Source organism: Salinisphaera sp. RV14 (assembly GCF_052044135.1).
Lineage (GTDB): Bacteria > Pseudomonadota > Gammaproteobacteria > Nevskiales > Salinisphaeraceae > Salinisphaera.
Map to the genome: position 1 here is coordinate 1 of NZ_JBQDYF010000017.1, position 15,296 is coordinate 15,296.

Below are 15,296 nucleotides of genomic sequence, written 5' to 3' on the forward strand. Positions count from 1 at the left end.
ATTTAGCCATGAACCTGGCGGCCTGTGAATGATGGGGTTTGTGGATCGCTTACGAACATTTGATTGCAGACGATACACGCGCAAGTCAGGTGCGTTTTATTGATCCGGCAGAAAAACACTTTCATGCCGGATCAATAACGCCGGCATGCCCGCCGCGGCCAGGGCGACAGCCCGAATATCAACGTTGCCGGGCTGGGCTCGGCATTTACCGGCGGCTTGGAACAGGCGGCGAAATCACGAGCTCGCCGTCGATCGAGCCGACGCACGCTTTCTCAGCAGCGCCATAACTTCTCGCCAAAGAGGATGGTCGACCAACCAGGCCCCGAATATTGCACCGATCGCTAGGGCTGCACCTGCACAGATCAGCGGGCTCCATAAATGGTCGGCAGTTGGCGGCCACAGTACACGCAACAGAATGACCGGCGCCAATGCAAAGCCGGCAAGCATCAGGCTAGGCACCAGCGCAAGGGCATAGTCTCGAAACGTGATGTCGGTGTATAAGACCAACCCGGCCAAAACACCTATAACGGCGACCGCCGTCGCAGGCACTAGCGCAACGGCTACCCATACAACGCCGAAGAAGGCCCCGCCTACTAAAGCGCTGATAGTGATGATCTGCCAAGCAGTCATCCACAATGTGGCCAAGCCTACTCGCCCAACCGCGGTGAGCAGATTCTGATACTGCAATACCAAAAGCGCCAACGCAGACGATATAGCCAAGCACCGGAGAATGGGAACGGCCGTATCCCATTGATTGCCAAAAAATATGCGAATAATGGGGAAGGCCATTAACGCCGCGAACCCCAGGAATGGCAGGCCCACACCCGTGATGTAGGTAATCGCGCGCAAAAACAACGCACCGGCTCCGCCTCCGTCACGATGCTCTCGAGAGAACGCCGAGTATGAGACGGACCCGATGGCGCCGCTGATATTGTCGTTAAACATTCGCACGAGACCGTACCCGCGGCTGAACATACCGACATCCACAAACCCAAGCATTCGGCCGATCACAAAGTCCGGCGCGGCCTCGCCAGCTTGGTTCATCATAGTGCCCAGCGTCTTTTTCCAGCCGAATTGCGCCACATCGCGCCAATTTTGCAGGCTGAAACCACGCACCCTATATTCGCGCCCCCAGTACAGACACCCCACAACAGTCGCCACCATACCGGCGACCGCCCCCCAAGCCGGGCTGTAGTAACCCCACCCGCGCCACGCAAGAAGTATGGTCACTCCGGTCTGAATAACCGCCGCCGTAATATTGATTTTATAGCGGATAGCGAACTGCATCTCGCGAACAAGCAGCGCGCCGGTGGTCGACCCAATTGGCAAGAGCAGGTAGGTAATACTGAGAATACGCAGCACCGCGCCAAGCCCCGGCTCTCTAAAAAACTCAGCGACGTAGGGGCTCGCAAGGAAAAGCAACGCCGCCAGGGTCCAGGCGATGATCAATGTAACGGTGAACGCCGAACGCTTTGTTTCCTGATCAAGGTTCTCGACCTGCACCAAGTACTCCGTGGTGCCGAAGTCGCGAAGCATATGAACGAGATTGAAGAACGCGATGGCCACCGAATACACACCGATTTGAGCCGGGGTAAGCAGCCGACTGAGAATCATGATCGACGGGACGGTGATCAGCAGCTGCGTATATTGCTGTGCACCCGAAAACAAGAGCGCGACGCGAACCGTTGCGGGTTTCGGTTTGGCATCAGATGATGCCGGACCGCGTGGACGTCGAAGACGCATTCAGCCGGCTCCTGAGTTTGCAAGGCGAAATGCCGCGCTAATAGCAAGCGATTGGCGAGTCAAACGGTGCCCCGCCTGTAGAGATGCGCCGGCATATCGATCAAATGGCAACACTGCATATGATGCATCTGAAAACTCTTTTGGATGGCTTCCGAGCGGATCCCAGCTTGTATCTGCGCCGCTAGCCGACATGAGCAATGATCGAGGCCACCAGCGCGCATGCCGCAGCCAACGGGAAGTGCGCTACCCGCTTTGGCAAATCACACAACGTGGCAATCTCCCCGCCCCTAAACCGCGCCGCAAATTCCGAGCGCCCGCCCGTCTCGCATTGCCCACTGACATGCCCTATGGGCCACGCTAGAGTGCCACACTAGTAATGGGTCCGTGACGACTATATCTGACGTTTTCTTTCGGGCACTGGTCAACTGATGTCTGGCGCAGTTGAAACCCGGCAACAAGAGCCGCTTTGCCCGACTTCCGCGGAATGAGGATATCGCCGCCCCCCTGTATTCACGCGCGCCGAAGCATCGTACATTAGGGCCAGCTCCCGTTTCATGCCAATCCAGCCTCACGGTTAGCACCTCATGAGTAGCCATACAAAGTGCCCGTTCACTCGTCTGGCACAACGCAACACGGGATGCCAGGTGCCGACATGCACTGTCATGACTTCTCATCGGCGCTTGTATAAACCGCCATCGACACCCGTAAATTGATTACGCGGCAAACCTGGGTCGGAACGCATCGAGTTGAACCGAAACAAGCCATGTCGCAGTTAACCCGCCCTCGAAGCGCCCAAATAAAGAAGTAAGGATTCGTGAACACCCAGCCTTTCGTAAGCGTCATCGTGCCCGCCTACAACATAGCCGACTATATCGGGCCGTGCTTAACATCGCTGCTTGTGCCTGAAGCCACGCAGTGCGAAATCATAGTGGTCGACGATGGTTCAACCGATGCCACGCCCGAAGTAATTGCCGGTTACGATGACCCGCGCCTGCGCGTCATTCGGCAGGCGAATGGCGGACTTGGCAGCGCTCGCAATACGGGATTGGATGCCGCCCAAGGCCATTACATCCTTTTTGTTGACGGCGACGACTGGGTTGAGCCCGATCTCATTCCTCAATGTATTTCACATATTCAACGATATCCAGATGCTGATCTGTTTGTATTTGATTACGTAGACATTACAGAGCACGGCAGTGAGAAACGGATCTGCGGCAATGACTTCTGGGGAGCTAAAAGCTCGGCGTGGAACAAGCTTTTCAAACAAACACTAATCGGAAATGATCGCTTCGACGAGGATATCTTCTATGAAGATCTGGCCGTTGTTCGGCCATGGGTTGCACGTGCCGCCGAAATACAACGAATCGACGCAGTATTATACAACTATCGCTTCGCGCGGTGGGGCTCGATCATGAATTCGTTCGACGTACAGCGACTGCTCGACTTGCCGTTGGCGGTCAATCGATGCGTGGCACGAATTGAGTCAGATGCCCGTCAGAGAGGCATGAGATCTCCCGCTGAACGACTTGGACAAGAATGGAAAACCCGGTTGTACACCTTTGAAGCGTTCATTCAGGGCGTAATCAACCGGGGACAACAGCTACCAGATCGCCATATCCGGATAAATTACGTCAAGCAATTCATCGACCGACTAAACGAGCCGGAAAGTGTCGATACCGAAATCATTCAGCGGCACCACGGCCTTTTAGTCGCTGTAGCGAGCCGTTGCCACCTGATTGGCGCACATGCCTTAGGAGATTTATTATTACACGGACTGGGCGAAATAAAAAATGGGCTCCGATCTAAGTTTGGCTTTAGTTGATTAAGAAACGCGGAAATATAACAATCCGCCCGCGTAGTCAGTCGGTATTCCGCAACTCGTATTTGGCGCAGCCTCGTCGACAACTTACTCAACCCCACCTCCACTAGCTTTGGCCGAGGGGTATTTCGCACCGGCATATTGATAACGAAAAGGTCACCTGTGGCCACTTTTTCGATATGCTACTTTGCCGCTATTACGTGTAAGCGGACCAAACGTTACGTGGCTATACGGGGATTTTGATTATGCCGCCTCAAGGTCAGGGGGTTGAACTGCCGACACTTAGCGTTATCGTAGCCGCTTATAATATTGCCGATTTCATCGGGGAATGTCTCGACTCTCTAGTGACCGAGGCCGATAGAGATCACGAGATCATCGTCGTGGACGACGGCTCGACAGACGCCACTCGCGATATTCTGGCTGATAGAAGTGCCCGACACCCACAACTACGAATCATACAGCGCAAAAACGGTGGACTAGGCGCCGCGCGAAATACGGGAATTGATGCGGCCTCGGGACGCTATTTGACGTTCGTCGATGGCGACGACTGGGTGGAGCCTGGCTACGTAGATACTTGTTTGGCAGAAATTTCGGCCCATCCTGAAATCGAACTCTGGGTGTTTGATTATATCGACGTAACTCCAGAGAGCCGCCAGCGGCAAACCTGTGCTGACGATTTCTGGTCGTGCCGAAACGCCGCCTGGAACAAAATCTATCATCGCGATTTGATTGGTGACGACAGGTTCGATGAGGGCATCCTGTACGAGGATCTAGCGGCAGTGCGGCCTTGGGTTGCACGCGCCAAGCGTAAACGCCATCTGGATCGAGCCCTTTACAACTACCGCAACCAGCGAGTGGGGTCGATCATGAATTCTATTGACACCACGAGATTCTCTGAGCTCTTTACAGCAGCCAGTCTCTGCGTTCAACGCGTTGAGATTTCACTCGGTGCAAACGGAGCCCAGGCGACACTAGGAGCGGACTGGCGGCGACGTTTCTATACTTGCGACGTATTCGTTCCAGGTTTGGTCCAATGGTCACGAAAGATTCACGAAGCGTCATTGCGTCGACGCTATGCGGAGGAATTTACGGCGTACTTCGACAAGAACACGGATGGTCTCAGCAAACGTCAGCTGGCTCGCCATTTTGGTCTAAAGTTCGCCGTAGCTGCCTTTTGTTACGAACATAATGCGTTCGCGGCTGGCGACTTTCTACTCCATCGGATGGGACGTATGAAGCGGCGCTTGATGGCTCGCATCTCCGGCGCAGGTCGTTTTACGTGATGGCCGCCCGAGATACGCCTCGCTACAGCTTCATAGTAGCGGCCTATAATGTGGAAAGCCTTATAGAAGAATGCTTAGCTTCTCTGCTATCGCAGCAGGACGGAAACTACGAAATTGTAGTCGTCAACGATGGGTCGACTGACGCAACGCTCGAGATAGTCCAGACATTCGCCGACAACCCTAAATTGACCATCGTGGATAAACAGAATGGTGGGTTGAGTGACGCCCGCAACGCCGGTCTCGAGGTCGCGCGGGGTGACTACCTGATGTTTATCGACGGGGATGATTGGATCGAGCCAGACACCTTACTGTGCTTCGAGAAAATATTGTCTGAGGAAACCGAAGCCGATCTACTAGTTTTTGGTTTCTACGAAGTTCACGGCGCGACTCGATATCATAGCCCGCATGTTGCCGATTTCTGGAAAATGACAAATTCCGCCTGCAATAAACTCTTTGCCCGAACACTATTCGATAATATCCGGTTCGATCGTGGCATCTGGTATGAAGATCTTGCGATAGTGCCCATGCTTTTTGCTCGAGCCCGACGGCCGGTTACCGTGCACGCACTGCTCTACAACTACCGTCGAGACCGTCCTGGCTCCATCATGAACACGGTTGACTTTGAGCGGGTCTACGATCTCCCTATCGCCGCCCTGCGCTGTCTTGAGCGTATCCGCACAGACGAGGCCGCTGGTCGAATTGCCCCAATGGCATCACGCTTCGGCGCAGACTGGGAACAACGCTTCCTGACTATCGAAATATTCATTCCTGGCGTACTGCATCGCAGCCGAATGATTACCGACCGCGCCGCGCGTCGCCGTTATATCGCAGAGATGATGAAGCAGCTCCCCAGCCGAGACGACATTCGTATTGATGTTGTCAAAGAACGTTATGGTTTCAAGCCCGCCCTCGGCGCCGCATGCTATCGCTTTGGCTTCGATAATATTGCGCATTTCCTCCTGCACGATACCGGCGCAATCAAGCGCTGGCTTCAGGTGCAGCTTAAGTCCTTGGGTCTTCAGCGCGCGGCCTAGCCGCGTCTAGATGGCGTTGGCAGATCGGTTCACCGTGACCGAATCAAGCAAGGTCGCCAGCTCGGCCGTGATTGCCCGGCGCGAGTAATGCGACACTCGCTCGCGCTCCGGGACGATAGTCGAGGTTTGTCCTGATTCGATTACTTCCAGAAAGCGCTTCACGCCCATCGCGATCGCTTCGACGGAGCTGGCATCCGCCTGTATACCTGCTTCCAATTCAGTGAGGACCGCCGCAGTATCCCCGTCCGCATCGACCAGCGCCAGAATGGGGCGCCGGGCTTGTAGATACTCAAACAGCTTGGCAGGCACTTGGAGATTGAATTGCGCCCCCTGGAGCAACAGCAGACCGTCTGCGGCAGATTGCTCTTGCAACGTCAGCGGATGGGACAGGCGGGGTTGCAGGGAAACGATATCCTCTATTCCCCGCTGTTTGGCTTCGCGTCGATAGCGACGCTCGTGCTGACTGTTACGCAATACGATTTGCAGGCGGTTCGCATCGATAACACCGGCCTGCTTAAGCAACTGCAACGCGTCGAACAACGCGCTCGGATCACGCCCCTCGGGATACAGATGGCCGCTGTGTAGCAGACGAATCGGGCGCGAAGCGCCGCTCGGCCTACGGGACGCGTCGGGTGGATCGAGCGATTCGTCAAAGCCATTGGGGAGCACACTAGATCTGTCGGCCAATCCGGGATACCGACGCGCGGCCTCCCGGCGTGCGCCCGGCGTTACGAACACCATATGCTGCGCCCTATTCATCGTTTCGCGCTCAATCCAGCATTGCGCGCGTTGCTGCATGGGTTGTCCGTCCGGCCGCAGAGGGTCACGGAACTCCGCGACCCAGGGCAACCCGCTCATTCGCGACAAGGCATCCGCTATCAGATGCGCAGTCGGGATCGGGTAAGTCGACCAGATAGCCTCGATCGGGTAACGGCGAATCAATCGCATACCCGTCACAATTGCCGCCGGCGCCCAACTGATCCAGCGATCGGGCGTTGCCGTGATAGCCGCATACCGGCCGCGCCAACCCATATGCCGCTTGGCATCCAGCGCCCAACTGCGGTGAACTTCGGCTTGCGAAGGCAGAACGCCGCAGTCATCGCGCTCGGCATAAACAAATGAGGACGGAGTCAAAACATGGGCACGCCACCCGTAATCAGGCAGATAAGAAGCAAAGGCGCGCGTGCGTAGTGCCCCGGCCGAGGCCGCAATGGGCGGGTAGTGAAACGCCACCATTAATACTAGACGATCGCGCTCCACCGGATGACACATTGTTTCCCGCATGGGCTGTCGACCACCTACCAAGGTGGCAGATCCTGTACGCCTTCGGCCCGCGAACCATCATGCGCACCGGTATGGGCAGTATTTTTGTGCTTTGGCGCCGAACGGCGCCGTTTTTGTTTGCGGTTTAATGGCGTGGTCGCCGGGATCGGCACCGGCGTCGGTCCGGGCGCACGGTTATGTTGGGCCACGAGACGTGTCATCAGTACTTGCATCACGGCGACGAGCGCGATCATTTGATAGTAGATATCAATGTACGGCATCGGCAGCAGCGCTCCTGCCGCGGCAAAACCGATAAGGCTAACCTGAAGCATTCCGGCCAGGTCTCCCAGCCACTGAAGCTCGGGGCCCGCCCTGGCCTGCTTCTTCACGCGAGCGAGCCCGAAATAGCCAGCCGCAAGCATAAGTACGAACAGCGCCAGCCCCACGAACCCCTGCTCGCCCAACACCTCGAAAAAGATGCTGTGGATGGCCCGATGTGCCGCGCCAGGCGGCCCATAGGTATCCCACATCGAGCCGCTCGACCATACCTCGAACCCGCCACCAACAAGGGGATGCGCCAGCGCCACGTTGGTCGCGAATTTCCACGAGTCGATGCGCCCTTGCGACGATCTGTCGTGGTGATAGTTGCTGATACTATCGATACGTGAAAAATACTGTTGGGGCATGAACGATAGAATAGCCAGCACCAGGAAGGGCGCGACGATCAATAATCCGGCCCGCCGCCGGCTTTTAAGAATCAGCATGAAACCCACGACACCCAGTGCAAGGAAGCCGCCGCGCGAATAAGTGCCGACGATGGCGACCGCCGTCAGCGCCATCACAATCCAGAGCGCTCGCCGAACCCAGCGATTGTTCGTATACAACTGCACGTAACGCATCAGCGGCAGGACCATGCACATAACCATCGCGAACGCGTTGTTATCGCGAAAGAAACTCGCCTGCGGCCCCAAAACGTGATAGCTGCCGCCGGTGAGCAAGGTAAACAGGCCGCCTTTAGCGCCCCAGAAACCGAACGAACCGACAATCACCCAGACGACCCACTGAAGTTTCTTTCGATCGGTAACCAGTATGGCGGTGACGTACGCCATAACGATCATCTTGGCAAATTCGGTTAAACGCCCGAAAGCGGCATCGGGCAACACGGCCTGGCTGGTAGTGACCGCTGCCCAGATCAAAAACAGCGCCATCAAGATCATTACAGGCTTCATGCGTAACGATCCGCGCTGCTCGGGATGTGCCACAAGACCAATCAAGGTGACAATCGCTACGAGCATGACCCAGGGAAAATTGACGGCGAAGCCCCAGGTCATGCGATGTGGGTTCAGGTAACTGAACATCATCCACAGCAGCAGGCCGATGATGGGGCGCATGAACGCCATGGGGATCGTGCCGACCACAAAAAGTAGCAACGCCAGGGAACGCATGCTCAGCGTGCCTCGAGCGATAGCATGATCGCGTCCATGAAGAACTTGGCCGCCCAGTTCGGATAGCGATCGGTCATGTAGCCCCCTTGGCGCGGATACGAACCGGCGATCGCGCCCCGCCGCTCCAAATCCATTGTGGCAAGGTCCTGCGTGGACTGCACGAATTCGATCGAGCGGCGCGCGTGGTGAATCCAGCCCTCGGTTTGATCGATGCGGGCGAGCTGCAGCCAGGCGTGGGCGATCTGAACGTCGCCGGTCAGGCAACTCCACGGCGCCGCCGCCCGCCATTGTTCATCGAGCCGACCCGGCAGGCTGCCGTCGCGGCGCTGACATTGGGCGATCCGGCCCAGACCGAGGCGCGCCGCATCGACGAAACGCGAGTCGCCGAGCCGCATGCCCGCTTCGAGCATCGCCTGCAGCGCGTAACCGAGCGTATGCGTCAGGGGCCGGCGGTTATCCTCCAGGTCATTGTTGTCGAGCCACCCGTTTGGACGCATCTGTGTCAGCGCCCAGTTCAGGTTGGCACGCGCGGCCTCGCTGTAGCGCGCCGCGTCGAGCGCGCGTGCGGCATCGAGCAGGCCGAGGGCGGTACGGGTGTTGTAGGTATTCAGTGGATGGGTGGCAAACGGCGAGCCGTGGCGGCGCCAGGCGCCGTCGTCGTCCTGGATGGATACGAGCCAGTCTGCGGCGCGTTCGAGCGAGTCCGCGAAACGCGGCTCGCCGGTGCGCTCGAAGGCGGCGGCCCAGCCGAAAAGCACCTGGCCGGTATTGAACACCGTGGGCACGAGCCGGGGCGCGGCGAGCGTGCCGGCACAGACGCCGCCGTTATCCATCTGGACATCGGATTCCCAGTGCGCCATGCGCGTTGCGCGATCGAAATAAGCCTGATCGCCGGCGTGCTCGGCGTAGGCATAGAGGGTGGGAATGATATAGCCGGTGGTTTCCGGGTAAGACGCTTCCCAGCGTTGACGTCGGGCGTCGTAGAATGCCGGCACGCCACCGTACTGGCCCACGTCGTGCGCATGCGCCAGCCACTCGGCCGCCGCGCGAAGATGGATCTCGGAATCGGACAGCGGATGGCGATCGCGCCGGGCCCAGCGCCGTAGTTCATGGCCCACCCAGCGCGGATGCGCGCGTTCCAGAAGCAGCGGGATCACGAGCGACGCACCATCAGGCGAGCCGCCCGGGCTCGCGCGCGATCGTACAGATCGAGCAAGCCGGGCCCCGGGTCCGACCGCCGCCAGAGGGCATCGACGACCCGTGCATCGCTCGGCGCAGGGAAAGCGATCGCCTCTCCCGCCGCGGCCGCATTGGCATCCGCCATCGGGTCTTTCCAGATCCGGGCCGGCGCGACGCGTGCCACGCGCGGGGCCACCTGGCCGAGCGCCTGGCGATAGGCCGCCCATGGCAGATTCACACCGTTCAACGTGGCAATTTCTTCCTGGTGGTCGGTGCGTCCGATGGTCGGCTCGATCATCACATATTCCCGGGTTGTCGCACGCCATTTGTACTCCATACCGGCCAACCCGATGACGCCCTGCTCGCGAAAGAAGCGTGTGGTCAGGGGGATCAGTGCCGCGGCCGCCTCGGGGGCGGCGACACAACGCGCCGTGCCGCCGGTCTGGCGCGGCCAGGCGCGCAGTTTGCGGCCCACGAACGATACCGGCTCACGATCGCCGTCGCCCAGGCACTGCAAGCAGAAATAGATGGTCGAATCGTCGCCGTCGACCCACTCCTGAACGACCAGATCGTCCGAGACGGTGAGCATGTCCCGCAATTGATCGCGCGCGCCATCGATCGATTCGGCGCGGCAAGCCCGGGGAAAGCGGGCAAGAAATGCGCGCTGGCGGCCCGCGGGCTTGATCACCAGCGGCGGCACCAGCGCCGAGAGCCTGTCCAGATCGTCGATCGAACCGATATGGCGGGTGCGCGGAACAACATACCCGCCGGCTTCGGCCGCTGCGTGGAAGCGATCCTTGCTTAGCAGACGTATCACCGTGTCCGCTGGCGGCAGCTGGAGAACGTAGTTGGATTCGAGGTGTGCCCGTTGCCCGGATACGGCTGCGACTTTCTCTTCTTCGGTGAGAATCAACGGCCGTCGCGGGCCCGGCTGCCGCGCCGCCCAATCGGCCAGCGCGCCGACTGCGTTTTCCGGCTCACGGTCATCGTAACGATGGAAATCAACGTAACGACTCCGCGCGGCCGGCAGGTCAGGCGAACCCGCCAGTAGATGCACCGGCACGCCTGCGCTCGCCAGGCTGCGTACCACACCAAGCGCATTGAGCCCACCGCCGACCACCACGGCCGCGGGCCGGCGACGGTATATCGAACTCGGACGCTTGCGAATCATCGGCCACCGTGCCCGGCATCCGACGCGCCCGCCGCGAGATCGTTGGCAATCGAGACCACCCGCCGCGCATTGGCGGCCCAGCTCAGGTCGCGATCGACCAGCGTCGCGCGGCCCGCCTTGCCCAGGCGCGCCCGCAGCGACTCGTCCTCGATCAGCCGCCGCATGGCGGCCTTGAAGGCATCCCGCGAGCCTGGCTCGAACAGCACGGCATCGTGGTCGGCTGTGAGAATCTCGCGCAGATTGGGCTGATCCGGCGCAATGATCGCCTTGCCGCAGGCCATGTATTCGAACAGCTTCAGCGGCGAGGCATAGGCGACTACATTGGGTAACATCGCCACATCGAACGCATTCACATGGCGTTGCACGTCGTTGCGATCGACCACGCCGGTCACGGTCACGGCATCGGCCACGCCCGCCGCTTCGGCCTGTTGCCGCAGTGCTTCGGTCGCCGGTCCGTCACCCACCAACAGGAAATGCAACGACCGCGTGTCGCGGTATTCCGCCAACAACTCGATCACGGCATCGAGCCCGTGCCACTCACGGGCGAAACCCACGAAACCGATCACCGTGGTGCGCGGATCAAGGCCGAGCCGTGTCTTGGCCGCGGGTGCATCCATCTCCGGGGCGAACCGTCGATGATTGATGCCATTCGGCGTCACCGTGATGCGCGCCGCCGCGACGCCCGCCTCGGCGACCTGATCGGCCAGAACCTGGGTCACGGCAAACACATGATCGGCGGCGCGCCAGGCGCGTCGCTCGGTCCAGCGCCCCAGGGACGCCAGTTTGAACCCACCGTATGCCGATCGCTCGGCAAACAAGGGGGCATTGATTTCTAGCAGCAGGGGCACGCCGAAACGGCGGCGCGCGATCGCCCCGGACAACAGCGACAGGTTGTAGCGCTCATAGATGACATCCGGGCGGAACGCGTCGATCGCGCGGGCCAGCCGGGCGTAGTCGACGGCGTTGTAGCCCAGTTCCATCAGTTCATAGATCGCGCCCGGAATACGGGCCTTGAGCTTCGACACCAGCCCCGACTCACCGCCGAACTCACGCTGATCGAAACCCTCGGGGCCGACGAGCCGCACCTCGTGGCCGGCGGCGCGCAGCGCCTCGACCATTTCCTCGATGTGTACGTACTGGCCGTCCTTGGACCCGATCCGGTGGTGGTACAGGATCTTCATGGCGTGCCCGAGCCCGTATCGTCCACCCCGCACCCATCCAACGCGATTCCGGTAAGCCGCGAAAAGATCGTCAATTGACCTCGGGTCGTAGGCGTCCAGCCGAACTGTTCGGCGTAGCGCCGGCGGGCTGCGCGCCCCCGCTCATCCAGCGTACCGACCGCCTTGAGGCGACGCCAACACTCGGCCATGGCGCCGGCATCCCGGGAAGCCATCAAATAGCCCGCCGGCAGACCGGTCATGATCTCCGGGATACCACCCACCGGCGTTGCAATGATCGGGCATCCACAGGCCAACGCCTCAAGCAAGACGTTGGGCATACCCTCACGATCGGCAGCGTGCATGAGCACGTCCGCGGCCGCGAAGTAACCGGGCAGATCGTCGTGCCTCACCGCACCGACGAAGCGCACGCGCGGCGCCACGCCAAGCCGCTCGGCTTGTGCTTTGAGCGCTGCCTCATCCTCACCCTGGCCAATCAACAGCAGCATTGCATCCGGGATTTCTGCCAACGCATCGATCGCTATGTGCATGCCCTTGCTTTCGGTCAAACGACCGACACACAGCCATACCTGGCCAGACAAGCCTAAGCTGTGCCGCAGAGCAGCACGATCACCCGGCCTGAATCGGAGCAGATCCACGCCATTGCGCAACGCAGCGATGCGTTGCCGATCGATACCCAGGGTATCGGCCATGCAATCACCCAGCGCACGAGAAACAGCAATCAGCGCGCCGGCGCCGTCAACGGCGCGACGGATCTGGCGCCATGGCCCGGGCATCGATGCGATCACATTGATATCAGTGCCACGCGCCGTAATCACCACCGGGCGGCGGAACCGGCTCCCCGCCATGACGGCCGCCACGCCGTCCGGATAGACATAATGGGCATCAATCAAATCGAAATCGAAGCCGTCCCGGCGCAGCCGCGACAGAGCGCGGCCGATTGTGAGAGAGAGCGTATACGGAGCGACCGTCATGCCGATTTTGGGTATGACGACGTAGCGTGGATGTTCAATCTGAATGCCGTGACGAACTTCCTGCCGAGGCACAGCTGCCAGCCGAGCATAGCCGCCAAAGCGCGGATGCGAGGAAAAGAACCAGGGCACGGGCGCGATCACACGAACATCGATCGCGCCCGTTGCCACCAACGCGCGCAATCGTTCCTCGACAAACACACCGTGATGGGGCTGTTCGGCGTTCGGGTACAGTGTCGTGACGAGCGCCACGCGAATCGGACGCTGACTCATCAAACCGCCCCACAGGCGATGACATCGCCGCTTCGAGCGATCGCATCGCCGCCCGCCTCGCGCTCGAGAAACCGCGATAACATCAACAGCGACCAGATCACCGTGCCGTGATCGCGCCGGCCGCTTGCATGATCAGCCCATATCCGGCCGAGCGCGTGCGGCTCGAAGATGCCGGATTCGACCAGCGGGCCGGCGTTGAGCGCCGCGGCGCCGATGTCGCGCAACGGACCCCGAAACCAGTCGGCGAGCGGCACGGAAAATCCCTTCTTCTGGCGATAGAGGATGTCGTTCGGCAGGTGGTGCTCGAAACTCTTCTTGAGCAGGTACTTGCCCTGCCCTCGACGCAGCTTGTAGTCGGGCGGCAGGCCGGCGGCCCAGGCAACGAATTCGTGGTCGAGCAGCGGCACGCGCACTTCAAGACCGTGCGCCATGCTGGCGCGATCGACCTTGGTGAGAATGTCCCCCGGCAGCCAGGTCTTGTAATCGAGATACTGGGCGATCGACAGCGGGTCGTCACTGCCGGCGTTGGGCGCCAGATCGTTGAACAGGTCGCGCACGCGATAGCCGCCCAGCTGTTGCTTGAAGGCGCGGCTGTAAAGACGCTCCCGCAGGTCCTCGGCCACCATCGACACGCTGTGGCAATACGCTTCGGCCGTATCCATTGCCAGCGCCTGAAAAGTGGTCCGGGCGCGCAGGAAACGCGGCGCGCGATCCATTTTCGGATAAACGCGACCGAGCATGCCGAACAGCGGCCTGCGAATCGCGCGCGGTATCCGGGCGCGTGCACGGGATTCGTTGGCATGCAGGCGATAGCGGCGATAGCCGGCAAAATCCTCGTCGCCGCCGTCGCCGGACAAGGCAACCGTGACCTGCTGACGCGCCAGTTCGCAGACACGATAGGTCGGCAACGCCGAACTGTCGGCGAACGGCTCGTCGTAGACATCCACCAGCGTATCGATCAAACCGAAGTCATCGCCCGAGATGCGATGCTCGCGATGATCCGTGTCGTACTGTTCGGCGATGCGCCGGGCGTAATCGGACTCGTCGAAGGCTTTGTCGTCGAAACCGATGGCACAGGTCCGGACCGGGTCGGGCGAGGCGCCGGCCATCAAGGAAACCACCGCGCTCGAATCCACCCCACCGGAGAGAAACGCCCCGAGCGGCACGTCGGCCACCAGCCGCATGCGCACCGCCTCGTCCAGCCGGGCGTACAGCTCCTGGGCCGCGGCCCCGTCGTCCGGCGCATCGCGCGGTCCGAAATCGACGTCCCAGTAGGCCTCGGCGCGCGGTTCGCCCTCGCCGGCGGCCCAGGATAATCGATGCCCGGCAGCAAGCTTGTAGGCACCGGCAAAGATCGACAACGGTTCCGGCACATAGCCGAGCGCCAGATAACCCTCGATCGCACGGGGTTCCAGCCGCCGCGACAGATCGGGATGCGCCATCAGCGTCTTCAGTTCCGAGCCGAAGACCAGGTCGCCGGCGGCGGTCACGGCGTAATACAGCGGCTTGATGCCGAGCCGGTCGCGCACGAGATGAATGCGGCCGGATTCGGCGTCCCAGACCGCAAAGGCGAACATGCCGCGCAGCCGCTGTACGCACGCCGCGCCCCAATGCTGCCAGGCCCGCAGCAGCGTCTCGGTATCGCAGTGACCCTGGAAACGGTACCCGACGGCTTCGAGCTCGCGGTTGATGTCGCGATAGTTGTAGATTTCGCCGTTATAGATCAGGGTGAACCGGCCGTCCTCGGTCGCCATCGGCTGTTCGCCGCTGGTGGGGTCGAGAATCGTGAGCCGTCGATGGGCCAGTCCGCAGCCGGCGACAACCGTTTGATCGTGCTGATCCGGCCCGCGATGTGCCTGCGCGGTGTTCATCGCGTCCAACACGGCCGCATTCGGGCGTCGGCCATTGCCGGTAACGATTCCTGTCAGACCACACAT

Annotated in this window: 11 protein-coding genes; 3 read left to right on the forward strand and 8 right to left on the reverse strand. The window is 60.3% G+C overall.

What is annotated here, in order from left to right:
* Positions 1 to 234: 234 nt before the first annotated feature.
* A complete protein-coding gene (locus ACS8Y6_RS14570) occupies positions 235 to 1,743 on the reverse strand; it encodes a lipopolysaccharide biosynthesis protein (protein ID WP_440855860.1) in 1,509 nt (502 codons plus the stop codon).
* Between the two features lie 814 nt (positions 1,744 to 2,557).
* On the opposite strand from ACS8Y6_RS14570, the gene ACS8Y6_RS14575 reads away from it, so the two are divergent.
* The 3 genes from ACS8Y6_RS14575 (at position 2,558) to ACS8Y6_RS14585 (ending at position 5,879) form a co-directional block, all read left to right on the forward strand.
* Positions 2,558 to 3,565, forward strand: a complete 1,008-nt coding sequence (locus tag ACS8Y6_RS14575) for a glycosyltransferase family 2 protein (RefSeq protein WP_440855861.1) — start codon at positions 2,558 to 2,560, stop codon at positions 3,563 to 3,565.
* 242 nt (positions 3,566 to 3,807) lie between these two features.
* Positions 3,808 to 4,845 (forward strand): glycosyltransferase family 2 protein, encoded by a 1,038-nt coding sequence (locus ACS8Y6_RS14580; RefSeq protein WP_440855862.1) that lies wholly within the window; start codon positions 3,808 to 3,810, stop codon positions 4,843 to 4,845.
* Positions 4,845 to 5,879 carry a glycosyltransferase family 2 protein gene (locus tag ACS8Y6_RS14585; protein ID WP_440855863.1) on the forward strand — a complete coding sequence of 345 codons (1,035 nt, stop codon included), beginning with the start codon at positions 4,845 to 4,847 and terminating at the stop codon, positions 5,877 to 5,879. The genes ACS8Y6_RS14580 and ACS8Y6_RS14585 overlap by 1 nt, the downstream gene beginning before the upstream one ends.
* Before the next feature lie 6 nt (positions 5,880 to 5,885).
* Here ACS8Y6_RS14585 and ACS8Y6_RS14590 read toward each other — a convergent pair whose 3' ends face one another.
* The 7 genes from ACS8Y6_RS14590 to ACS8Y6_RS14620 are packed head-to-tail and all read right to left on the reverse strand — an operon-like array spanning position 5,886 to position 15,296.
* A complete protein-coding gene (locus tag ACS8Y6_RS14590) occupies positions 5,886 to 7,163 on the reverse strand; it encodes a glycosyltransferase (protein ID WP_440855864.1) in 1,278 nt (425 codons plus the stop codon).
* 14 nt (positions 7,164 to 7,177) lie between these two features.
* Positions 7,178 to 8,587, reverse strand: a complete 1,410-nt coding sequence (locus tag ACS8Y6_RS14595; protein ID WP_440855865.1) for a putative O-glycosylation ligase, exosortase A system-associated — start codon at positions 8,585 to 8,587, stop codon at positions 7,178 to 7,180.
* A gap of 2 nt (positions 8,588 to 8,589) precedes the next feature.
* A complete protein-coding gene (locus ACS8Y6_RS14600) occupies positions 8,590 to 9,744 on the reverse strand; it encodes a hypothetical protein (protein ID WP_440855866.1) in 1,155 nt (384 codons plus the stop codon).
* The gene (locus tag ACS8Y6_RS14605) at positions 9,741 to 10,937 is read right to left on the reverse strand and encodes a carboxylate--amine ligase (RefSeq protein WP_440855867.1); all 1,197 of its coding nucleotides are present in this window, start codon (positions 10,935 to 10,937) and stop codon (positions 9,741 to 9,743) included. Before ACS8Y6_RS14605 ends, ACS8Y6_RS14600 begins: the two co-directional genes overlap by 4 nt.
* Positions 10,934 to 12,118, reverse strand: a complete 1,185-nt coding sequence (locus tag ACS8Y6_RS14610) for a glycosyltransferase family 4 protein (RefSeq protein WP_440849686.1) — start codon at positions 12,116 to 12,118, stop codon at positions 10,934 to 10,936. The genes ACS8Y6_RS14605 and ACS8Y6_RS14610 overlap by 4 nt, the downstream gene beginning before the upstream one ends.
* Positions 12,115 to 13,359, reverse strand: coding sequence for a glycosyltransferase family 4 protein (locus ACS8Y6_RS14615; protein ID WP_440849685.1), 1,245 nt, complete (start codon positions 13,357 to 13,359; stop codon positions 12,115 to 12,117). The genes ACS8Y6_RS14610 and ACS8Y6_RS14615 overlap by 4 nt, the downstream gene beginning before the upstream one ends.
* The gene (locus ACS8Y6_RS14620; protein ID WP_440849684.1) at positions 13,359 to 15,296 is read right to left on the reverse strand and encodes an XrtA/PEP-CTERM system amidotransferase; all 1,938 of its coding nucleotides are present in this window, start codon (positions 15,294 to 15,296) and stop codon (positions 13,359 to 13,361) included. Before ACS8Y6_RS14620 ends, ACS8Y6_RS14615 begins: the two co-directional genes overlap by 1 nt.